The following is a 22,888-nucleotide window of genomic DNA, read 5'->3' on the forward strand; positions in this document are numbered from 1 at the left end:
ATCATCACAATTATTATCAAAGCAGAGCACAGTTATTGTGTTATTCTATCATCGAAAGGAGCCTGCTTTATGATGCGAGTTGAAATCGAAAAGGCGATTTTGTATGTTGAAGAAAATTTAGAAAATAATCCCTCTCTAAATGATGTGGCACGGCACTGCAACTATTCACCATATTATCTCTCGGTATTGTTCCATCAAAACGTTGGCGCAACAATGAAAAGCTACATTAAGAACCGCCGTCTTACCCGTGCAGCGGAAGAGCTTAAAAAAACGGATAGAAGTATTATCTATATTGGGATGAAATACGGCTATTCCTCGCAAGAAGCTTTTTCCCGCGCTTTTACAGATAGGTTTGGTGTAGCGCCCCATAAATATAGACGGATACAATCGCCAATTCAGGAAACCTATCCAAAAAACAAGCCGCCATTTTATGAAAGAGGGGGAGAAATGATGAAAGAAACTATAAAAAATCTGCAAGAGAAAATCGAAGCCAGGTATGACGTGAACATTCTTCATATTTTGAATGGTTCCTGTATGATTGAAAAATTTTCAAAACAAAAGCTGATGAATAAAAATGCAACATACGTGCCATTTAATGAGGCGATGTGCTGGGGAGAGACGGATATAGAGATATTTTCGCATTCTTTTATAGAAAAAAGAGTTCAATCCTTGCAGACGACGGAAGATGAATATCGAAAAAAAGTGCTGGGGGCATTAGAGCCTCTTTTCAAAGGGGAATTTGGCATTATCGTTCTGTGGTTTGGAGACGACATGTTTTGTCAGATGAATTTGATTACGATTGTTGCGTATTTGGAACAAACCGGCTATAAGGGCGATGTTCTTTTTTGCATGGCGCTTGAAAGAAGCGATGAAATGCTGGATCATGCGTTTGAAATTGATAGTAATGGTTATTGGGATACGTACAAGGCTGTTTTGTGCAATCGCCAAAAACCAGCTTTAGAATTGATGCCGGTTACGTATCAAGCAGTGAACATGTATTTGACTTACCGGATAAGCGAAAGTCCGATTGTAAAGTACATTAAGAGCAATGCAGGCAAAGAAAATCTCGTCGCTGACTTGCTGACTCTTTTTCCCGAATACGGGCTTGGCGATTTGCAATATCAGATGATGATCGATGAATATAATATATAGACTGATACATAGACAAGGAGCTTAGACAACATGCATGATGCGGCAGTAGCTTTTTTGGATGAAGTGTGGCCTTTTTATATCGATTTGCTGGAAAAAGAAAAAAAGCGTATTTTTTCGACGCCGTTCACCTAGGGCGTGTTTGCAAACCCCAATAGGGGCATCTGTCACCGCCTTTCCGCCCCCTGCTGCGTTACTTTTCCTTGACTTACCCCAGGCAAGTTGAAGAAGACGATAAAAGCTGCCGAAGCGCCTTTAAAGCAGGCCTTGGAGGAGCGATTGGAGTATTACATGGAGGCTTAGGCTTTAGACATCATGACAATGCAAAAAGGCACAGGCTTCATCATCCATCAAGGACGAGGAGGTCTGCGCCATCTTTTACGGAAGAAGACGAGCCCGTCTTGCTCACACCTTGCCGTTGCGCAGTCCTTCCATCGCCTTGGCGACGCGGCGAGCCCTGGTTTCCGGCGTTTTGGCATCGTTGATGCTCAGAATGATACGTCTTTTGTTGCTGTAGCTCAGTCCGGCCCAAAAAGCTTCAGCAGCCGTATCCCCGGCTAGCCCGGAGGCCAGATCCTCCGGCATCTCCACTTCGCGGGGCGCCAGGTCCAGCTCTAATTCCACCTCGACTTCTTCGCCTGCCGAGACGCCTGCAGCCTGGCGATGCTCCGCGCTAAGCGGCAGCATAAACTTGCCTCCATAGACCGCAACCGTGCTGCGGTAGCTGTAATCGCCGATTTTGACGATTACCGCCGGTTTTTTGCCGCTGCCCAAGCCTTCCACCACTTCCGTTGGCACTTCCATTCCCGTCGCCGTTTTCCCGCTTAAAAAAATGACAGTGTTAAACCTCAAGGTAATCGCTCCTTTATGGAAAGCTTATTCCGTCTTGAATTTCGCCGCCGCTTCCGACAATTCCTTAGTCAACGTGTCAATGGTTTCAACCATACCGGCAAGCTCCTGAACCATTGCGGCCTGCTCTTGCGTGGATGCGGTCACCTGCTCCACCGATGCAGACACTTCCTCGCCTGTTGCAGAAAGGCTTTGTACAGCGTCCAACACATCGTCTTTTTCCACCGTCATGGAGGACACATGCTCGTTCATGGAATTGATCTGCTCCGATATGTCTCCAATATTGCCGAAAATAGCGCGGAATGCTTCTCTTGCTTGCTCCACGTTTTGCTCCTGCTTGAAGGAAAGCGCCTGAATTTCATTGACGCTGGCATCGTTTTGAGCAACCAGCAGCATGTTGGTTTTGATGATATCGTTAATATCCTTGGATTGGCGGGAGCTTTGCTCCGCCAGCTTGCGAATTTCCGTCGCTACGACGGCAAATCCCCGCCCGTTTTCGCCCGCTCTGGCGGCTTCGATGGAAGCGTTTAAGGCCAGCAAATGGGTTTGCTCGGCAATTTCGGCAATGGCTGCTGTAATGGAGCTGATATTTTGCGAGCTCTCCTGCAGGCTTTTGGTCATCCCGCTTATTTTTTCCATTTCCCGTTCGTTTTGATCCTTCACGGCAGCTAATTCATCCATCACTTTATTGCCTGAATGGAAAACCTCTACGATTTGCTCCGCCCGTCCACGAATCGTTTCGGTTTGCTCTGCCAGCGATGCGAAGCGGTCGCCAAAGCCAGCAAACTTATCCACTATGACCTCCGTGTCCCTTGCCTGGGATTCAATTGCGCCGGCAATTTCCGTACTTGTTTTGGCAGCTTCGCTGATGTTTAGTGACGTTCTTTTTGCGGCCTGATCCAGTTCCTCCGTGCTTTGGTCCAAAATGCCAATGGAGTGATTCATATTGGAGATCAGCACCCGATTCATCTCGGCCATGGCGTTAAAGCTGTCCGCCAAGCCGCGGAATTCGGAATTGTATTTACCGCGCGCCTCGACGGTCAGATCTCCCGTTGCAAGCTGCCGGAACAATCCGTTAAGGCGCAGGAGCGGCAGGGTAATAAGGCGGGAGAGCAGCCAGCCCGCGATTATGGCGATAACTAAAGAAACGGCAGTAATGATCACCAGGTCGTTTAGCAGTTCTTCCAAGGGTTTGTTAATATTTTCGTACGTGTCGGAAATGGTAACCGTCCAATCTGCGACCGGTATTTTGGTATAGCGGTAATACGTTTTCTCTGTGTCGATATCGCCTTGCTTGAGCGTTCCCTCGGCACGGTCGGCCAGAAACTCCTCAAGATTTGCCGATTCAAAAGGTTGCCCGACTGTATCCGGTGCCGCTGAGTTGTACAGAGTTAATCCGGTCCGGCTTAAAACAAGGGTTGATCCGCTATCGTTAACCGTGACGTTGCTTAGCTTTGACGTGAAGAAGTCGGTGTTAATCGTAGCGGCCATAATGCCGATGGTATTGCCTGCGGAATCCCAGATCGGCTGGGAGAAAACGACGACGAGATTATTAGTGGTGCGGGAGACGAGCGCGTCGCTTATGAAACGTTCGCCTTGCATCGATTTTTGAAAATACTCCCGGTCCGACCGATCCGTATTGAGCGCTTCGTCAAACGTGCTTGCCGTAATGATGCCTTTGTTATCGGTAATAAACAGGGTTTCGACGCCTTCCATGCCGCCGAGGCTTAATTTTAAGGTGTCTTTTGCTTTTTTCAGGTATGGATTGTCTGGAGAAAAGAAGGAGTCGTCGGGCGCAACGGTTGTGCGATAGTCCAACAATTCGTTAAAGACGCTATGGAGCGATGCCAGATAGACAGATTGCTGCTGCAGCTGGACAGCCGTCCAGATGCTTTCCCCCGTGCGGTCTCCGTTCAATTTCATTTGATCGCGGGCTTCCCGGGTCAGAAGGGTGGAGCCGAAGGAATATAGCGCCAGGCTTGTTCCAAATAGAACAGCTGCTACGAGCAGAGAGATAAATAGCGGTAGCCAGATTTTAATAGACACATTCATTTTTCGAGTGTTAAAACGGTTGAGTTGAGTCGGTATTTTCATATCGCATTCGCTCCTGTGACTTTTTTCATTGCATTACTCTATATCGGTTAATTTCAAAAATGTGTGAAGGTAATATTTTACAATGAATGCGACAGCTAGGGGCAAATCTATATAGCCGACCTGCTGAGGCATACGATTGACAGGTACGTATAGCGGCCTAATGAAGCGTCTTGACGGAAGCATTCGGAGCAATAAATTCCGGACGCTTTTTTTGTTGCCGAAATGCTCGCAATCTTTTACATTTATAGTATGGAAGCCCTTTCAAAGGGTGGAGAGGCGTCTTGGGCATGTCGTGCCGGGCGCCACGAGGGGAGATTGAGGCAATGAGCCAAAAACATGGCATGAAGACGTACGTGCTGAATGAAGTGGAGAATAGTAAGGTGCATGGACGAACGACGGGGGAGCGGTCGCCGCTTACCTTGTTCTGGACGGGCAGCGGCATTGAGCTGAACGTAACCGGCAGTCAGCTCTTGCTGGAGATCGAAACGGATTATTCTCAATACGAGCAGTGGATCGCCATCTGGATTAACGGAGCGGAGATCAGCCGGATGATGCTGCCGAAGGGCCGGCAGTGGCTGACGGTGTTTCGCGGCATGAATGCCGATACGGTCAAAAATGTGAAGGTGCTCAAAGAAGTCCAGGCCATGAGCGCGGATGCAAAAAGCCTGCTCCAATTGCACGCCGTGCGGACTAACGGCAGCTTCCATCCCGTCGAGGAGCCGATGTGCAAGCTGGAGTTTGTTGGCGACAGCATTACTTCGGGAGAAGGCATCATAGGGGCAAAAGCGGAGACGGACTGGCTTCCAATGTGGTTCAGCGCAGGGCAAAGCTATGCCAGGCTGACAGCCGAAGCTCTTGGCGCGGATTATCGGGTGTTGTCGCAGAGCGGTTGGGGCGTGCTCAGCAGTTGGGATAATAACCCCCATTACAATCTGCCCCATTATTATGAGCAGGTATGCGGCCTGCTTCAGGGAGAGCGCAATAAAGCGTTAGGAGCGCTGCAAGAGCAACGGTTTGCGGAGTGGCAGCCAGATGTTGTTGTTATCAATTTGGGCACAAATGATCAAAATGCGTTTTATCAGCCGGAGTGGAAGGACGAAGCGACCGGGGAAACATTTAAGCAGCGCCTCCTGCCCGACGGCAGCTTCCATCCTGAAGACCTGGAACGTTTCCGGCAAGCCGTTCAGCATTTTCTGGGCAAGCTGCGCCGCTGCAATCCCGGCGCTCACCTCCTGTGGGCCTATGGCATGCTGGGGGCGCCTTTGCTGACTGCGCTTCGCCAAGCTGTTGATACCTATGCCGAGCAGACGGGAGACCGCCGTGCAACCGTTTTTCAGCTTTCCGAAATGACGGAGGAAGGCGTTGGCGCAAGAAGCCATCCCGGCAAGATTGCCCATGCCAAGGCAGCGTCGGAGCTGGCAGGCCATATCGGCGAACTTCTGGGCGTTAAGCCGAACCTGTCCCATTGAAGATACAGCCGCTTGAAGTCCAGCAGGCAAAATCGCCAATAAAAAAGCGCTTGCAAAATCGGATTTGCCATGATATAAATGAATCAGACAAAATCTAAACGATTAAAAAGCCGGCTTGTGGTTTTGACAGGATTCAACCCCCTGTTACCGTTACAAATCCGGCTTATTTTCGACACCTCGAGAAAACGCTTACTTTTCATCGTTTGAACCTCTGCAAATCCATAAGTTTTCAGCTTTTCCGAAAAACCAGTTCTAGTTTTGGGATCTAATCTTCCGCAAAACGCGGCCAAACACCTGAGAATGCCTGTAGAAAACATTTTTTCTTTTACAAAATTTAAACGATTAAATTAGTGCTTGGCTATCTTCCGGATTCGGATTTAGCATAAATCACAAAGTGGGGGATGAGTACATGAGAAAGAAAATGTCGATTTTGCTGGCCTCAATGCTGCTGTTGTCGGGCGTATTGGCGGCTTGCAGCTCCGGGAGCAATAATCCGGGGCCGTCTTCAACGACTGACGGAGGAACGGCAACCAAGCAACCGACAGAGACACAGAATGTTTCCGCCAATCCTGTAGAGCTGACGCTATGGACCTTTGTCCAGCAGCACGCCGATTATTACGCCTACATGGCGGATGAGTGGAACAAGAGCAATCCCGATAAACCGATCAATCTGGTAACCGAAAATATTCCCTACGATGATATGCATACCCGCCTGCTCATTGCTTTGCAAACCAAAGAAGGCGCTCCCGATCTGGTCGACATCGAGCAATCCAAATTCCCGAACTTCATGAAAGGCGATTCCGTGCAGCTGGTGGAGCTGAACGATATCGTTGAGCCGGAGCTTCCCAATATCGTCAAATCCAGAGTCGACATATACAGCAAAGACGGCAAGTACTACGGCGTCGATCTGCATGTAGGCGCAACCGTCATGTATTACAACATGGAGCTAATGGATCAAGCCGGCGTTAATCCGGATGATATTAAACTGTGGTCCGATGTAGAGACATACGGCAAGACGGTCGTAGAGAAAACCGGGAAACCGTTTATTACCTTCGAAGGCGCGGGCAATTGGAGCTGGTGGCCCGCCATTAATCAATTAGAATCCGATCAGGTTGGCGTTAATGGAGAAGTGACAGTTGATGATCCGCGCAATATCCGCGCCATGCAATTTTTCAAAAAGCTGGTTGATGAGGGGATTGCAGCCGTTTCTCCAGGCGTTGGCCATGACACGCCGGAGTACAAAGCCTTTATGAATGGCGGCGGAGCCGCTTCCGTGTTTATGCCGTTTTGGTTTATGAACCGCTTTACGGACGAAATGCCCGATCTGAAGGGCAAAATGGTGATTAAGCCGATGCCGGCTTGGGATGAAGGCGGCAATCGTTCCGCAGGTATGGGCGGAACCGGACTTTCCATCACGAACCAAACCAAAAATCTTGATGTAGCCAAAGCGTTCCTGGCTTACGCGAAGCTGTCCAAGGAAGGCAATATCCAGGTATGGACGCAGCTTGGTATGGATCCCATCCGTACGGAGGTTTGGAGCGATCCGGCAATGAGCGAGCCGAACAAATTCACCGATTACTTCGGCACCGACATATTCGCTACGCTGCTGGAAGTGAAGGACGAAATTTATCCGGTTAATATTCGCGAAATTTCGCCAGTCGTGTTTGATTCGGTACGCAATGATATTATCCCTAGAATATTCCAATTTGGCGAAGATCCCGAAAAAGTCATCAAGGAAGTAGCCGAAAAACTGCGTAAAGGCTGATTGGCCGGAGCATATTGACCCTATTCCGCTGGGCGGGCCTTCGTTCGCTCAGCAGAGAGGGCAGCCGTACAGTCGCCCAAAGTCGTCGCGAGCCGGACATAGAGAGTGGAGGAGGACATCATGCCGCAGCTTAAATTATCGGAGCCGGAGCCTGTAAAGCGTAACCGCCGTTTTGGAGGAATGAATTCGCAAAAATGGGCTCCCTACATGTTCGTGGCCCCGTTTGTGCTATCGTTTCTGATCTTTTTTTCCTATCCCTTGATACAGGCGTTTCTAATGAGCTTTCAGTCTATTCTGCCGGACAACGTTACCTTCGTTGGGCTGGACAATTACAAGAAGCTGCACAACGACAGCTTCTACCGAGCGCTGTACAACAATATGAGATATACCTTCTGGACCATTGTGGTCCTGGTTCCGCTGCCCCTTTTGCTGGCGGTATTCCTGAATTCCAAGCTGATGAAGACGCGGAACCTGTTCCGGTCGGCCTTGTTCCTGCCGGCGTTAACCTCGGTTGCGGTGGCAGCTATTATCTTCCGTCTGATGTTCAGCGAGCTGGACGGAGCGATTATGAACTCCGTTATCGGCCTGTTCGGTTTCTCCAGCCAGAAGTGGCTGATGCATTCCTCGCTTGCCATGTTTGCGCTGGTGGTGCTGGCGACATGGCGCTGGGCGGGCATTAATATTCTGTATTTCCTGTCCGCGCTTCAAAATATTCCGAAGGAGCTTTACGAATCGGCGGATATAGATGGAGCGGGTATTTTGGGAAAATTTTTTAAGATTACACTGCCCATGCTCAAACCAATCACCATCTATGTGATGACCATATCCATTTACGGCGGCTTTGCGATGTTTACCGAAAGCTTTATGCTCTGGGGGAGCAGAGGGTCGCCGCAGGATATCGGCCTTACGATGGTGGGTTATATCTACCAGCAGGGCTTCCAATATTTCGATCTCGGCTTTGGCTCCACCATTGGTCTGGTGCTGCTATTGCTTACGCTTGGCGTCAGCATGCTCCAACTAAAGGTCATGGGCATGTTCGGGAAGGAGGACTGACATGAAGCAGTCAACAAGGCGAAACCCGGCATCCCTCATCCTGCTGCTGGTGTTCATTATTTTGAGCATGGTGTCCCTGTTCCCGCTCTATGCTCTGGTGCTGGCATCCATCAAGCCGGCGTCGGAGCTGTTCCGCTACGGACTTAATGTGCGGCTGGACTTCGATGTGATGACGCTTGCCAACTACAAGGCCATTTTTGCGGGCGAAGGCGGGTCCAAGCACTATTTTTCCTGGTACAAAAACAGCTTGATTATTACGTCGATCTTCACCGTCATCTGCCTCTTCCTCTCGTCGATGGTGGGCTACGGCCTTGCGATGTACCGATTTAAGGGGCGTACGCTGATCTTCATGCTGGTGCTGGCGGTTATGATGATTCCGGTGGAAATCATTATTCTTCCGTTGTACAGACTGGCGATTGACTTGATGATCATCAACTCCATCTGGGGCGTAATTCTTCCCTTCGTTGTTGCGCCGCTGCCGATTTTTTTCTTCCGGCAATTCGCTATGGGCATTCCGAAGGATTTTATGGATGCGGGACGAATCGACGGCTGCTCCGAGATAGGTATTTTTCTCAAAATCATGCTGCCGATTATGCTGCCCGCTTTTGGAGCCATGACCATTCTGCAGGCCCTGTTCAGCTGGAATAACTTCCTGTGGCCGGTCATTGTGCTTCGCTCCACGCAAAACTTTACGCTGCCGGTTGGACTGGCGGGATTGCTGTCTCCGGTCGGCAACAACTACGAGGTGCTGCTGACGGGCGCCGTGCTGAGTATTGTGCCGATTCTGCTGCTGTTCCTGTTGTTCCAGCGGTTTTTTATCGAAGGATTGACGGTTGGCGGAGTCAAGGGGTAGCTAATCCAATAGAAGAGACAGGTGGTAAATAGCATGCAAACTCAAAAAAAGATATCTCGTACGCTGCCGCTGCAACATGTCAGCATTTCCGATCATTTTTGGAGCCCGTATATCCATCTGGTGCGCCATGTGGTGGTCCCTTATCAATGGGAAGCGCTGAACGACCGAATCCCCGAGGCCGAGAAAAGCTTTGCCGTTCGTAATTTCAAGATAGCGGCGGGGGAGGAGCAGGGCGAATTCGGCGGAATGGTATTCCAGGACAGCGATGTCGCCAAATGGCTGGAGGCGGTTGGTTATCTGCTTCAAGGCAAACCCGATCCCGTCTTGGAGAAGGTTGCGGACGCGATGATCGACATCATTGAAAAAGCGCAGCATCCCGACGGCTACCTGAACACTTATTTCACCCTGAAGGAGCCGGATAACCGTTGGAGCAACCTGGCGGAATGCCATGAGCTATATTGCGCGGGCCATATGATCGAAGCAGGCGTTGCTTATTATGAAGCGACCGGCAAAAGAAAGCTGCTGGACGTCGTCTGCCGCTTTGCGGATTATATTGATACGGTGTTTGGCGCGCTGCCAGGCAAGCTGAACGGCTACGACGGACATCAGGAAATCGAGCTGGCGCTGATGAAGCTGTACCGGGTGACGGGAGAGGAGCGTTACCTCAAGTTATGCGGCTATTTTCTTAACCAGCGCGGAGCGCAGCCACATTTCTATGACAGCGAGTTCGGCAAGAGAGGCGGAACCGTACATTTCCCGCAGCTGGATATGGCGTATGACTTGCCCTACAGCCAGGCCCACAAGCCGATTCGGGAGCAGGATACCGCCGAAGGCCATGCGGTCCGCCTTGTCTATATGCTGACGGCCATGGCCGATTTGGCCGCCGAAAGCGAAGATGCGGAGCTGCTGGAGGCTTGCCGCCGCCTGTGGCGGAATATCGTCAACAAGCGGATGTACATTACCGGAGCAATCGGGTCCATGGCGGAGGGCGAATCTTTTACGACGGACTACGATCTGCCCAATGATACGGCATATGCCGAAACCTGCGCATCCATCGGCCTGATTTTCTTCGCCCACCGGATGCTGCGGATCGAGCCGGATAGCCATTACGCTGATGTGCTGGAAAAGGCATTGTACAATACCGTCGTAAGCGGCATGTCGCGGGACGGCAAACAGTTTTTTTATGTTAATCCGCTTGAAGTGGAGCCTGGCGTCATTGGCAAAAACCACACGTACGATCACGTGAAGCCTGTTCGGCAAGGCTGGTTTGGCTGCGCCTGCTGCCCACCCAACATTGCCAGATTGCTGGCCTCGCTGGGGGCTTATATCTACACGGTACGCGACAGAACGATTTATACCCATCTGTACATCGGCAGCGAAACGACTCTGGAATTGGATGGCGAGAGTATTGGCATTGCCATGGAGACCAGCTATATACAGGACGGCAAGGTTTCGCTTCGCTTGACGCCGGAACGGCCGCTTTCCTGCACGCTTGCGCTGCGTCTGCCGGAATGGACCGATCATACCGCCGTTACAGTGAACGGCAAGCCCCATCCGGAGAGTGATTGGCAGGTGCGCGGCGGCTATCTGGAGATCAACAGTGTCTGGTCGCCTGGAGATAAGGTGGAGCTGGCCTTCTCCATGCCGGTGCGCCGGATGAAGGGGCATCCCGCCATTCGCCATACGGCGGCGAAGGTAGCGCTGCAGCGCGGCCCGTTTGTCTATTGCCTGGAGGAAGCGGACAATGGCCCGCAGCTGCACCGGCTGGTGCTCCCCCGCGATAGCGAACCCACCGTATCGCAAGGCGCCGGTGTGCTTGAAGGACTGCCGCTAATCAAGGCTTCCGCGCTTCGCGCGGGTTCCGCCGGTTGGGCCCGGGAGGAGCTGTATTGCGATGAACGAGAGTCTGGATGGACACAGGAAACGGAAGAAGTAACGTTTATTCCTTATTTCGCATGGGCCAATCGCGGCAGCGGCGAAATGAGAGTGTGGATTAACGATAAATAACGGGCCTAGGGCGCATCAAGTTTGCATAAATGCCTGAGAGAAAGGAGGGGAGGCCGGTTTTCCAAGGAGTGACTTTCCGCCATACAGCCACATCAGTCTGAATGTAGGGAATGCGATCGAAGCAATCGCCCTGCGGAAGCGGGAGCCCATTAGGCAAATGGAGGAATGAATGTGGGGGTCAAACGGAAGTCATTTCAAGGGTTGTTACTGACAGCTTTAACCGCCGTACTGCTTGCCGGCTGCGCCAATGCCGGCAGCGGAGGCGACAAGCAAGGCTCGGGGTCCGGCGATACCGTTACGCTCAAGTATGTGGACTGGGCGCCGGATGAAGAGCGCAAATCGCAGCAAAAAAGCTTTGACGCGTTTATGGAGGCGCATCCCAACATCAAAATCGACTACCAAAGCGTCGCGTATGATGAATTCGGAACCAAGCTGAGCGCTATGGCCGCATCCAAGACGTTGCCCGATATTAGCGCCATGCTGGAGCCTCAGGCGCTCAAATGGGCGGAGTCCGGCATTTTGATGGATCTCTCGGGTTATTATGAAAGCGGTGCCATTTCTCCGAAAATGGAAAGCAACAAATTTGTATCCCCTGATGGCAAAATTCTGGGGTACAGCGTAGCCAATGAAATCATTATTCTCCATTACAATAAGGAGCTGTTCGACGACGCCGGCATTCCCTATCCTCCTGCGGAAGCCGATCAGGCGTGGACATGGGACCAAATGCTGGATGTAGCACGCAAGCTGACAGTCGACGCCGGCGGCAAACATCCCGGCGAGTCCGGATTTGATGCCAATAACATCGTACAATACGGCATTGAGGTCAACCACTCCGCCAGCTTCCTCTGGACTCCGTTCGCAATTAGCAACGGGGGCGGCGAGGTGAGCCAGGACGGCAAGGAGTTGTTAATCGACAAGCCGGAGACGATTGAGGCCATTCAGAAAATCGCCGATTTGGCTCTGGTGGAGAATGTGTCGCCTACGCCGGCACAGGCGCAAGGCCTTCCCGGCGATGTCGGCGGCAAGCTGGCTTCCAAAAAAATCGCCATGGTCACCTCGGGCCAATGGGAGCTTGTCAACATCGGTCCGCAGATGGAGAACGGCCTGGTGAACGGCGTTGGCGTCTTGCCGATCTTCAAGAAACCGGCCACCACCAATGCCGGGCTGCCGCTGGTCATCTACAATTCCACGAAACATCCCGAAGAAGCGCTGGAGCTGTACAAATGGCTGATGAATCCGGAAATGAACCAGGCCAACTTCGACAGCGGCGTCTGGATGCCTGCCGAGCTGAGCTGGTATACCGATGAGGAACTGGTCAAAAAATGGACGGCATCGCCTGTTCATCCGCCGGAATACAAAACGGCCGTAGTTGATTACGCTCTAAACCACACGTACCCGACGCCGTGGCATTTTCTCCCTACGTATAGCCGGTTGACGGAGGTATTAAACCCGGGATTGGACCCTGTTTGGCTAGGCACCAAAACGGCAGAGCAAGCCGTTAAGGACATGTTGCCCAAGCTGAAGGAAATCTTCGACAGCGGCAAAGCAAGCGAATAAGCGGAAGACAATATAATCATGCAGGCAAGCCGGCCGGGGGCCGGAGCGTCTGACGGACTCCCGGACGGCTGCGCAGCGGAGGGAAACTATGTCCACACCGGAACGTTACGCCAGCTACAAGACGTACAAAAGACAACGTATTGTGGCAGGGTATCTTAGCGTGTCGCCGGCCATTCTCGGCGTGCTGCTGTTTACGCTGGCGCCTCTCATCTATTGCATCTACCTCAGTTTTACCAACTGGAACATTCTTACGCCCAAGCAATGGGTCGGATTTTCCAACTACACCACTATCCTCACCAACGATTATTTCTTCTACAAAGCCTTGCGCGTCACCGCCTTCTATTCCATCGGCAGCGTTATTGCCATCAGCATCACCAGCTTTTTTATCGCGTTATTGCTCAATCACGCCGGCAGAGGCAAAGCTTTTTTCCGCACGGCGTTTTATTTGCCCGCCATCGTGCCGGTGCTGGCCGGCTCTATTATCTGGGTCTGGATGTACAGCACGGATTTTGGCGTTATCAACTATCTGCTCAGCTTTATCGGGGTACCCAAGCAGCCATGGGTGGGTTCGCCGGATATGGTTATTCCTTCTCTGATCATTATGGCGGTCTGGAGCGCGGGCAATGTCATCGTCATTTTTATGGCGGGCATGCAGGATGTGCCAAGACCGCTCCTGGAGGCGGTGGAAATCGACGGCGGCGGCTGGTGGCGCAAAATGACTGCGGTTACGATCCCGCTGATGTCGCCCGTTATTTTCTACAATCTCATATTGGCCTTCATTAATTCGTTGACGGCTTTTTCCCAGACGTATATTTTGGGCCGCGAGGGCGGGGGGCCGGACAACTCGGCTTTGCTGTACGCCTTCTTCATCTACAGGGAAGCGTTCAGGCACCAGAACATGGGGTATGCGGCGGCGCTAGCCATGATTCTGTTCGTCATCGTGGCTGTGTTTACCTGGCTGCTGTTCAAAACCTCATCCTCCTGGGTGCACTACGAAGGAGGCAAGCGATAGATGAATTACCGGACCAGAGGAAAAATCATGAATTATGCGCTGCTTGCGCTGTTCTCCCTGCTTTTTCTGTTTCCGATCTATTGGATGTTTCGGGCATCCATGATGAACCTGGTGGAGGCGTATCAATATCCGCCACAGATGTATCCGCTCCGGCTCACTTTTGAAAATTATATCGAGGTGCTGAACCGGGTACATTTTTTTCGCTACATTGGCAATACGTTTGCCATTATCGTGCCGGTGCTGATCGGCGTGGCTTTAACGAGCAGCTTGGCCGCTTTCGGCTTTTCGCGCATTCAGTTTCCGCTGCGGGATTTCTGGTTCGCGATGGTCATCATGACCATTCTGCTGCCCAGCATCATTACGCTGGTGCCTCTGTTTATCGCCTGGACGGAGCTGGGGCTGACCAATTCGTATTTGCCGCTTATTATTCCGGCTTTTTTTGGCGGCGGTGCGTTTAATATCTTTTTGCTGAGGCAGTTTCTGCTGACGATTCCGAAGGAACTGGACGAATCCGCGGTGATGGACGGAGCGGGATTTTTCACTATCTATGCGCGCATTATTATGCCGCTTATCCGCCCTGCGCTGGTGGCCGTGCTGCTGTTTACGTTTGTGGGCGTCTGGAACGATTTTCTGGGGCAGCTCGTGTATTTGAACGATCAGGATAAATATACGGTGGCGCTGGGACTGTCTACGCTTCGAAGCAACCTCACCTCCCCGACCTATCTCATTATGGCGGGCGCCATGATTATGATTATTCCCGCAGTCATTGTGTTTTTGTTCGGGCAGAAATATTTTATTGAAGGCGTGGCGACTACAGGAATAAAAGGCTGAGTGACTGCTGCTTCCGAAAAAGCGGCTAAGGCTGGCAGAGGCTCAAGAGTTCAGCCTTTTCCCGAACTTAAAAGGATCACGGGTTCATTTTGAAGGGGGTGATGGCCGACCAAAATTGGTGGCAGGAGAGACAGAGACACAGAGACACAGCTTAGAGGGGGGAGCGATATTGAATGTGAGAGGGAGGAATGAATGTGAAAGAATGGGGACTTCTGAGTTCGGGCAAACTGCGGACGCTTCTGACCACGTCGTTTGCCGGGGCGCTGATCTTGTTCGGACTGCCGCTGGCAGCATCGGCATTAACCATCTCCAATAGCACGTTTGACGTCACGACCGGTAATCATGGTGAAATCAGCAGCCTGCGGATTATTGGCGACAGCTTCCCAACCAATTATGTCATGAACGGAACTAATGCGCCCAACCAGAACACGGCAGATCATCAATGGGTCGGTGAGCTGATGTTCACCTATCGGGTCAACAACGGAGCCTGGACGAAGGCCTATACCAGTAAGTCGGCAGATGTGCGGGTACAGAATCAAAGCGGCAGCACGATTAATCTGACGTATCAAAATTCAGCCAATGCGGAGGGCATTCGCAATTTCCGGCTTAATCAGTCGTATTCGCTTGTTGGCGATCACCTGCTGTGGTCGATGACGGTCACCAATACCGGTACGGGGACGCTGGAAATCGGCGATTGGGGTCTGCCGCTTCCGTTCAATGAGTTCTGGTCTGCAGGAGGCAACGAGCAGATCTACGAATCCAGAGTGGTGACGCATTCCAATGTCGCTAATAACAACTCCTACATTACCATTCAACGCCCAAGCGGCATTGGCAATACTCTGCTGATGGTGCCGGATGGCTCCACAGGCGCGGGCTTCGAGTATATGGACAACTGGCGCGTGGAGGAACATCCCGGCAGCAACTGGTCCGCAGACCAGGGCGGTTGGCCTGAAGGGCTGACGGTCTATTACATTCACTCCAATGTTATCAAAAGCACAAATCGCGGCTATTTGCCCAATACGAGCCTGACGCTGGCTCCGGGGGCAAGCAAAACGTATGCGTTCAAGTTTTTCAAGGCGGAAAACGAGCAGGCGGTCAAGGACAGACTGTACAGCGAAGGCATGATCGACTTTACGGTTGTTCCCGGCATGATCGTGCCCGTGGATCAAACGGCGAAGTTCAGCCTCCGCACGTCCAAAACGATCAGCTCCGTAACGGCTCAATATCCGGGGCAAACCACGATTACATCCTTGGGTACGGCGCCCGGAGGACACAAGCTGTATTCTCTGCAGATGAGCCGCATGGGCCAAAACGACATTACCGTCAACTACGGAAACGGCGAAAAAACCGTGCTGCAATTTTACGCCATAGAATCCATTGGAGCGGCGCTTCAGCGACATGCCACTTTTATGGTGGAGAAAACGCAATGGAATTTGCCCGGGGATATTCGGGACAAGGTGTTCGACGACTGGATGATGCAGACGAAGTCCCGCCGCAACGTGTTTAACGGCTATTGGGGCTGGGGCGATGACTGGGGCTTGACGCACGGCCAGTTCCTTGCGGAGAAAAACGTGCAAAAGCCGGTTATTTCAGAAATTACCGCCGTCGATCAATACCTGGAGACCGCAATATGGACCAATCTGATGAACGGCCATCATACCGATTATCTCATTCATGATTTCCTCATGCCGGAGCCTAACACGACTCCGACTTATCGCGGCTATGCGTATCCCCATGTCTACAACACGTATTTCAGCATGTACAAAATTGCCAAGCTTTACCCCGACCTCACTACCTATACGCATCCTCGAAATACGTACCTGCTGCGAGCATATAATATTTTCAAAGCCTTGTACGACGGTCCCGTTGCTTACAACTGGAATACGGGTCTGATGGGCGAGCTTACTACGCCCGACATCATCAAGGCTCTGCAGGACGAGGGCTTCACGGCGCAAGCGGGCGACATCATTGCCAAAATGACCACTAAATACAACAACTTCCGCACGACGACCTATCCTTACGGCTCGGAATACAACTATGACAACACCGGAGAAGAATCGGTCTACATGCTGGCAAAAATGAATAACAACACGACGATGCAGAACAAAATCAACACCAAAACCCGTGCGACGCGCGGCCAAATGCCGCTGTGGTATTTCTACTCTGTGCCGGTGACGATTACGGGCGAGCCATGGTGGAATTTCCAATATACCGTAGCCCTTCAAGGGTATGCAATGGATGATTGGGTCCGCAATCACTCCAGTAATCCAGAGGTGGAGCAACGGCTTACGTATGCATCAAAAATCGGCAACATCTCCGCGATCAATTCCGGCCAGATCAGCTCCGATCCCGATAATATCGGCGCGGTTTCCTGGACGTACCAGATGTCGAAGGGCAATCATGGCGCGCTTGGCCTGGGCGGCGGGCCTCTGTTCAACGGCTGGCGCGGAATGGCGGGCGAAGCCGACCTGGGACTATGGGGCGCGATCAAAATTCTAAGCGCCGACGTTGCAGTCGATCCACTTTTTGGCGTATACGGTTACGGAAGCGAAGTGACGGACAACGGCACCAGCTACACGGTCATTCCGAAGGACGGCGTTTTCCAAAAGCTGAATTTGATTACGGAAAAGCTGGGCATGGCGCTGGAGCGGGATACGTATACAACGGCAACGGTAGCCAAGGCGAAAAACGATGTCGCCTTTACGCTGGCTAACGCAACTCCGGGCAAAGCCCACGCCACAAAGGTAACCTTCACGGGTTTGGCGGCAGGCTCGTACAATGTATTGATTAATAATGCGGCAGCGGGCACGGTCAATGCCGTGGGCGGCCAGCCGGCCGTAGTTAATCTTAGCATCGGCACAGCCGCTGCCTATGACATCAAGCTGCAGGCCGGCCCTCCGGTGGCTGTTCCAGAAGTTATTGCCCTTTATGCAATGGATCAAACCAGCGGAACAACGGCAACCGATTCATCGGGAGGAAACCGCCACGCCTCCTTGTTTGGCGGCACCAGTTGGGTAGCGGGCCAAACCGGCAATGCGCTGGGTCTAAATGGAACTAACGCCTATGCTAATCTGCCAGCTGGCATTTTGAGCAGCGTGAACGATTTCACGGTGGCGACATGGGTGAAGATTAACACAAACGCCGACTGGGCGCGCATCTTTGATTTTGGCACGGGCACCAGCAATTACATGTTCCTGACGGCTGATGCCGGTGGAACGCCGGGCCTGCGCTTCGGCATTACGACAAGCGGAAACGGCAGCGAACAGCAGATCAGCACCAATACGCCTCTGGCTACGGGGTCATGGAAACATGTTGCCGTAACGAAAGCGGGCAATGTCGGCATCTTGTATGTGGATGGCGTGGAGGTGGCTCGCAACAATAGTCTTACGCTTAGCCCGTCCGGTCTTGGCAATACAACGCAAAACTATATTGGCCGCTCGCAATTCTCCGACCCTTACCTGAACGGAGCGATCGACGATTTCCGCATTTACAGCAGAGGCTTGAGCGCGGTCGAGGTACAAGGGTTAGCGGCGGGAAGCGGCGGCGGAGTGACGCCAACGTCGAACGTTGCGCCGCTTGCAACGGCGTCTACTTCGTATGTATCGTCGTGGGAAAGCCTGGCGGGTCTGAATGACGGCTATACGCCAACCAGCTCCAGCGACCGCGGGCATCCCGTTTACGGAAACTGGAACAATCCGGGTACGACCCAATGGGTGCAATACGACTGGAGCCAAAATTACACTATCAGCAGCGTCGATCTGTATTGGTTTGATGACGACGGAGGCATTGATCTTCCAGCTTCCTACGCCATTCAATATTGGAATGGCACGGCATGGATCAACGTAGCCAACCCCTCGGGACTTGGCTTGCTGGGCAACCAATACAACACGACAACGTTTGATCCCGTCAGCACTAATCGTGTGCGGGTCAACATTACGGCTAAAGCAACAACCTCCACCGGCATTCAGAGCTGGCGTGTAAATGGCTATTAACTGGCTAATACCGTCGGTATCAGACAGCATGTTTTATTCAAGATCCGATTCGGAATTGTGTTGGTCCAACGGCTAAGCCGGCCATGATGACCAGACCGATCAAATTGACCAAACTTCTCAGACCAGGCAAGCTTGTTAAGCCGATTAAACCTGTGGCAATCTTGGCAAAATAGGGAGTATAACTTGCTTTGTACAGCGTTTTCATGGTATAAACATAATAAATCTAAACGTTTAATAGTCAGGATGTGTTGACGTTGAGCAGAGTCGGAATCAAGGACATAGCGGAAAAAGCAAACGTATCCACTGCCACGGTCTCCTACGTTCTGAATGGGACACGAAATGTCAAACCGCGTACCCGCGAACGTGTGCTTAAGGTAATCGAGGAGTTGAACTACACTCCCAATGCCATTGCCAAAAGCTTAAAAAGCAACAGAACCAATACCATCGGGGTAATTGCGGAGGACGTAACGGTATTTAACGTGCCTGAAATCATCGACGGCATCAACCAATACGCAGACAAGCACGACATGCATATTCTTCTTACCAATTTGAGGCTGCATCGTCGGGTCGGCCATAATTACAGCGAGGTGGATAAATATCGCCGCCATGCGGAAAACGCCGTAGCGGATCTGTTGTCCAACCAGGTGGAAGGTATTATTTATATCGGGGTACATCCTCGGGATGTGACGGGTCTAATCAATGCCAAGGGCAAACCCATCGTATATACGTATTGCTATACCCAGGATGGAGTCTCCATTCAATACAATGACGAACAGGCCTCCTACGATGCAATGTCTTATTTGACAGAGAGGGGGCATCGGCGAATCGCCATTATTAGCGGTCCGATGGACTCTTTCCCATCAAGACAACGGTTTAATGGTTATTTCAAAGCAGTTACCAATTCCGAGCTGCCTTTTGATACGTCGTTGATTAAGGTGGGCGATTGGGGTTTGGAATCCGGGTACGCGATGACCCGGGAGCTGCTGGAGCTGGAAGTTCCACCCACTGCCATTTTGGTCATGAACGATATTATGGCGGTAGGCGCGCTGCGGGCGGCTCAACAGGCAGGCATCTCCATTCCCGGCGACCTGTCGCTCATCGGTTTCGACAACCGGGAGTTCAGCGAATATTTGACGCCGCGCATCACTACGATGGATTTGCCGCTTCGGCAGATGGGATACAGCTCTATGGAGACATTAACCGGCATGATAAAAGGCGAGCCGCCAGAAGGCAATTTCTCTCCTTTGTGTACGTTGATCGAGCGGGATTCCGTATCCTCGCCAATTGCGGGAGGCCAGTGACTGCGGGGGAAATCGGAATCAAAAGGGATGTAATGCGCGCGAACCAGAAACCAAGTAGCATGAAACATGAACCACGAAATTTAAACGGCCCCTCCGGCTTGTCCGTTAACGATGTTAGCGGCAGCCGGAGGGGCTTATTTTTGCTGAAATCAGTGGATTTATTTTGCCAGATACCGTTCTTTAATGATATTCAAATGATGAAGCTCATGGCCGGCAATTACATAAGCAATGGAACGTGCCGAAGCGGGATGATCGCTTACGACGCCCATTTGCAGCCAAGCTTCGGGAGCTAGCTTTTTGAGGAGGGCCAGCGACGAGCGGCGAATGGCTGCATGATCCTCTGCAATTTCAGCAACGGTGTAGGAGCCAAACGGATCATTTTGCATCAGCACATCCTGGTCGAAGCCAGGCTGTGGCGTCTTGTCGCCGCGACCGACGCGCAGGAGCCGGTTGCTCATAATTCTTTCGCTATCGTTAAGATGACCGATAACTTCTTTTACGCTCCATTTGCCGGTCTCGTATCTGTAATTGCCCTGCTCCTCGGTTAGAGATGCCAGCAACGCTTGAACATCTTTCCCCTGTTCCTCCAGATGCTCAATGACGTTTCCCTCCGGGACAAGTGTGACGTACTTTTCATAAAAGGAAGCGTATTCTTCTGCCGATGGTGTTCCGATCATTGCTAAAACCTCCAATTATTCTTTTCATTTAATTGTATCATGATCCCGTGACCAAGGTATAGGAACGCTAGGGCGCATCACCATTTCTCCAAGCCATATTCATTGAACCAGTACCAAATTTCATGCTCTGCTTCTGGAAATTGTTGAATCAGGTTGTGCTGCCCGCTAGGGTATTTAATAAACTTGACCGTCTTGTCCGCTTCTTCCATCTCGTTAACGAATAGTTGAACCATTTCCCACATAATGGAGTGATCGTAGTTCCCTTGCAGGAAAAGAACAGGAGCATTAATTTGTGGTATGACATTTAATAACGTGCCTTTGTTACGAAGAGCCTCATTCCGAAAGCTTTCGATGGTGTTTCGATAAATTGGCGCGGGTAACGTTTCATCTTCCGGATTTTCCTCCAGCCACCGCACGATCGTATCTGAACCAACATATGGCGCAACAGTAGCGATGGCTTTAACATCGTTTCGCTCGGAGGCTGTCCGTAATGCTATGCCACCGCCAAATGAATAACCGATCAGGTACAACTCATCCTGCTGCCATTTTTCGCCTACCATCGACTGTACGGCTTTAATTGCATTTTGCGCATCGAGAGTGCTCCCGACCAGTCCCTGCGGCTGACCATCGCTTTCCCCATATCCGCGATATTGCGGGTAGAGCGTAATCACTTTATGAGATTCTTTACTGATGTTTTCGACGTTATAGCCATCGAGGATATTTTCAGGGAGGTTGTTGATGACGGGTTCGGCCCCAAAAATCAGCCCCCCATGAAGCTTTACAATCATAGGATATTGGCCGGAGGACCATTTGGGCTCAGTCAGCAGCGCCTCAACTTTGACCCCGTCGCTATAATAAAAGATTTTGTGAATATTGATATTGGGATTTTGTCCGGGCACCTTTATCAGCTCGCTGGAAATGATTGTTCCATCAGGCGTAGTTGACTGGAGCTTTGAAAACAAAATGACCGCGCTGGCCGCCAATGCCGCTATCAGAACAATGAAGGAAATAAGCCATAACAAACGCCGCTTTGTCGAAAATGCTGGATTGATGTTGAGCATAAATCACCATCACCTCGTTTGGATTCTCTATAATTTCATTTAATAGGGATAATTTAGTATAATCATAACATATCACTTTATTGAGGGAAAATTATGCAGAAAATGAGGTGGAAAAATGGCCCCCCATAAAGCCATCATTAAAATCCTTAGTGTATTCTCTATCGTTCTTCTTGCCGCGGGCTTATACGGCTGGAATCAATACTCCGTCGTGAGCAAAAGCAAGGAATCCACGCAGAATGATTTGAGAGAGACATTATCGGGTGCCTATAGGTCTATGTTCGATAATATTGAGAGTTTAATCAAGCTGCACAATGAGGGGAAAGTAGCGGATGCTAGAGAGTGGACCAGACTACTTAGTCATGCGGAGGTAGCGGAAATTACGGCCAAAACCTTACGAAAAAGCTTTCAAAACAGAACTCCCGAAGCCGCTACGCTCGACTCGATCGCAAACACCTCTTATTATATCGGCTCCTTCCAATCTCAGCTGTTGGACTATTACAGGGATGATTATAAGGCGTTTGAGCTGAGGACTTGCAAAACCAGAACTTTTGTCAGCATTGATGACTTGAAGTTGGAGTTAGAACGTATTTCAAAGGTATGGGGTGAATTGCCGCAAAACGTGGGTGGACTGGAGAGTTATGAATATCTGATTGATCATTGGGACGCTGATAGGGCCCAAGAATTATATCTGTGCATATAGATGAATTGCGGTTTAACGTCAAAGTTGATGTGAACAGAAGTACTGCCCCTTAAACCGTCATCTTACGGCTCAAGGGGCAGCAGCTTAATCAAAGTGGAACCCATGTTACTGAGACTGGTCGCTAGATTCAAAAGGAGTTTTGGATAAAGGTGCCATCCAGATCAAAGCGATAAAGCATATTTTCTAAATTCCTCATTATCATCAGGCGTAGTGCAGAGGCATACCCAAGGCCTTTCGTTATGCGGAAAGTTGCTGCTGGATTGTCAACAGTAAATCAGACAACTTTTTTAAGGGCTTCTTGACGATACTGAACAGGTGTCAGGTATCCCAGCGTTCCATGAATCCGATGCTTATTAAACCAGTTCACGTAATCGAATAGTTCCAATTCAAGATGTTGCAGGCTGTTAAAGCTCATCTGGTTGATGAACTCGGTTTTCATGATCTTATAAGTGGCTTCTGCCACCGCATTGTCATAGGGACAGGCCTTCTTACTAAGAGAGCGTCCAATTTTAAAGGTC

At 50.9% G+C, this 22,888-nt stretch carries 17 protein-coding genes; 12 read left to right on the forward strand and 5 right to left on the reverse strand.

Annotation, left to right across the window (positions count from 1 at the left end; translation table 11 throughout):
• The first annotated feature begins 69 nt into the window (after positions 1–69).
• Positions 70–1,152, forward strand: coding sequence for a helix-turn-helix transcriptional regulator (locus ACX93W_RS26270; RefSeq protein WP_459395330.1), 1,083 nt, complete (start codon positions 70–72; stop codon positions 1,150–1,152).
• A gap of 402 nt (positions 1,153–1,554) precedes the next feature.
• Here ACX93W_RS26270 and ACX93W_RS26275 read toward each other — a convergent pair whose 3' ends face one another.
• Both ACX93W_RS26275 and ACX93W_RS26280 read right to left on the reverse strand, forming a co-directional pair.
• Complete coding sequence (locus ACX93W_RS26275) at positions 1,555–2,001, reverse strand: YdeI/OmpD-associated family protein (RefSeq protein WP_459395331.1); 447 nt, start codon at positions 1,999–2,001, stop codon at positions 1,555–1,557.
• A 24-nt stretch (positions 2,002–2,025) separates the two neighbouring features.
• Positions 2,026–4,092: a methyl-accepting chemotaxis protein gene (locus ACX93W_RS26280; protein WP_459395332.1), complete on the reverse strand. Its 2,067-nt coding sequence runs from the start codon at positions 4,090–4,092 to the stop codon at positions 2,026–2,028.
• A 323-nt stretch (positions 4,093–4,415) separates the two neighbouring features.
• Here ACX93W_RS26280 and ACX93W_RS26285 point away from each other — a divergent pair, with 323 nt between their 5' ends.
• The 10 genes from ACX93W_RS26285 to ACX93W_RS26330 all read left to right on the forward strand — a co-directional run bounded on the left by ACX93W_RS26285 (position 4,416) and on the right by ACX93W_RS26330 (position 19,932).
• Entirely contained in the window at positions 4,416–5,561 is a 1,146-nt protein-coding gene (locus ACX93W_RS26285; RefSeq protein WP_459395333.1) for an SGNH/GDSL hydrolase family protein, read from the forward strand.
• A gap of 409 nt (positions 5,562–5,970) precedes the next feature.
• Positions 5,971–7,326 carry an ABC transporter substrate-binding protein gene (locus tag ACX93W_RS26290; protein WP_459395334.1) on the forward strand — a complete coding sequence of 452 codons (1,356 nt, stop codon included), beginning with the start codon at positions 5,971–5,973 and terminating at the stop codon, positions 7,324–7,326.
• 180 nt (positions 7,327–7,506) lie between these two features.
• A complete protein-coding gene (locus ACX93W_RS26295; RefSeq protein WP_459395346.1) occupies positions 7,507–8,379 on the forward strand; it encodes a carbohydrate ABC transporter permease in 873 nt (290 codons plus the stop codon).
• 1 nt (position 8,380) lies between these two features.
• Positions 8,381–9,232, forward strand: coding sequence for a carbohydrate ABC transporter permease (locus ACX93W_RS26300; RefSeq protein ID WP_459395335.1), 852 nt, complete (start codon positions 8,381–8,383; stop codon positions 9,230–9,232).
• A 33-nt stretch (positions 9,233–9,265) separates the two neighbouring features.
• Positions 9,266–11,239 (forward strand): glycoside hydrolase family 127 protein, encoded by a 1,974-nt coding sequence (locus tag ACX93W_RS26305; protein WP_459395336.1) that lies wholly within the window; start codon positions 9,266–9,268, stop codon positions 11,237–11,239.
• A gap of 171 nt (positions 11,240–11,410) precedes the next feature.
• Positions 11,411–12,796, forward strand: coding sequence for an ABC transporter substrate-binding protein (locus ACX93W_RS26310; protein ID WP_459395337.1), 1,386 nt, complete (start codon positions 11,411–11,413; stop codon positions 12,794–12,796).
• 88 nt (positions 12,797–12,884) lie between these two features.
• Positions 12,885–13,808, forward strand: coding sequence for a carbohydrate ABC transporter permease (locus ACX93W_RS26315; protein WP_459395338.1), 924 nt, complete (start codon positions 12,885–12,887; stop codon positions 13,806–13,808).
• On the forward strand, positions 13,809–14,639 hold the full coding sequence (locus ACX93W_RS26320; RefSeq protein WP_459395339.1) for a carbohydrate ABC transporter permease: 831 nt from the start codon (positions 13,809–13,811) through the stop codon (positions 14,637–14,639). It abuts the gene before it with no gap.
• Positions 14,640–14,878: 239 nt separating this feature from the next.
• Positions 14,879–18,631: a DUF5695 domain-containing protein gene (locus tag ACX93W_RS26325; RefSeq protein ID WP_459395347.1), complete on the forward strand. Its 3,753-nt coding sequence runs from the start codon at positions 14,879–14,881 to the stop codon at positions 18,629–18,631.
• A 254-nt stretch (positions 18,632–18,885) separates the two neighbouring features.
• Complete coding sequence (locus ACX93W_RS26330; protein WP_459395340.1) at positions 18,886–19,932, forward strand: LacI family DNA-binding transcriptional regulator; 1,047 nt, start codon at positions 18,886–18,888, stop codon at positions 19,930–19,932.
• Positions 19,933–20,090: 158 nt separating this feature from the next.
• On the opposite strand, the gene ACX93W_RS26335 is transcribed toward ACX93W_RS26330, so the two are convergent.
• Together ACX93W_RS26335 and ACX93W_RS26340 are read right to left on the reverse strand one after the other, a co-directional pair.
• Positions 20,091–20,609, reverse strand: a complete 519-nt coding sequence (locus ACX93W_RS26335; RefSeq protein WP_459395341.1) for a DinB family protein — start codon at positions 20,607–20,609, stop codon at positions 20,091–20,093.
• A gap of 77 nt (positions 20,610–20,686) precedes the next feature.
• Complete coding sequence (locus ACX93W_RS26340; RefSeq protein ID WP_459395342.1) at positions 20,687–21,670, reverse strand: alpha/beta hydrolase family protein; 984 nt, start codon at positions 21,668–21,670, stop codon at positions 20,687–20,689.
• 115 nt (positions 21,671–21,785) lie between these two features.
• Here ACX93W_RS26340 and ACX93W_RS26345 point away from each other — a divergent pair, with 115 nt between their 5' ends.
• Positions 21,786–22,370 carry a hypothetical protein gene (locus tag ACX93W_RS26345; protein ID WP_459395343.1) on the forward strand — a complete coding sequence of 195 codons (585 nt, stop codon included), beginning with the start codon at positions 21,786–21,788 and terminating at the stop codon, positions 22,368–22,370.
• 274 nt (positions 22,371–22,644) lie between these two features.
• Here the strand turns inward: ACX93W_RS26345 and ACX93W_RS26350 are convergent.
• On the reverse strand, positions 22,645–22,888 hold a 244-nt coding region (locus tag ACX93W_RS26350), incomplete at its 5' end, for an IS3 family transposase (protein ID WP_459395344.1).

The sequence above is a fragment of the Paenibacillus sp. CAU 1782 genome, from assembly GCF_054551715.1.

Coding starts and splice junctions, on each gene's coding strand:
- ACX93W_RS26270 (WP_459395330.1), top strand. CDS start 70: ATGATGCGAGTTGAAATCGAAAAGGCGATTTTGTATGTTGAAGAAAAT.
- ACX93W_RS26280 (WP_459395332.1), bottom strand. CDS start 4,092: ATGAAAATACCGACTCAACTCAACCGTTTTAACACTCGAAAAATGAAT.
- ACX93W_RS26285 (WP_459395333.1), top strand. CDS start 4,416: ATGAGCCAAAAACATGGCATGAAGACGTACGTGCTGAATGAAGTGGAG.
- ACX93W_RS26290 (WP_459395334.1), top strand. CDS start 5,971: ATGAGAAAGAAAATGTCGATTTTGCTGGCCTCAATGCTGCTGTTGTCG.
- ACX93W_RS26295 (WP_459395346.1), top strand. CDS start 7,507: ATGAATTCGCAAAAATGGGCTCCCTACATGTTCGTGGCCCCGTTTGTG.
- ACX93W_RS26300 (WP_459395335.1), top strand. CDS start 8,381: ATGAAGCAGTCAACAAGGCGAAACCCGGCATCCCTCATCCTGCTGCTG.
- ACX93W_RS26305 (WP_459395336.1), top strand. CDS start 9,266: ATGCAAACTCAAAAAAAGATATCTCGTACGCTGCCGCTGCAACATGTC.
- ACX93W_RS26315 (WP_459395338.1), top strand. CDS start 12,885: ATGTCCACACCGGAACGTTACGCCAGCTACAAGACGTACAAAAGACAA.
- ACX93W_RS26320 (WP_459395339.1), top strand. CDS start 13,809: ATGAATTACCGGACCAGAGGAAAAATCATGAATTATGCGCTGCTTGCG.
- ACX93W_RS26335 (WP_459395341.1), bottom strand. CDS start 20,609: ATGATCGGAACACCATCGGCAGAAGAATACGCTTCCTTTTATGAAAAG.
- ACX93W_RS26340 (WP_459395342.1), bottom strand. CDS start 21,670: ATGCTCAACATCAATCCAGCATTTTCGACAAAGCGGCGTTTGTTATGG.
- ACX93W_RS26345 (WP_459395343.1), top strand. CDS start 21,786: ATGGCCCCCCATAAAGCCATCATTAAAATCCTTAGTGTATTCTCTATC.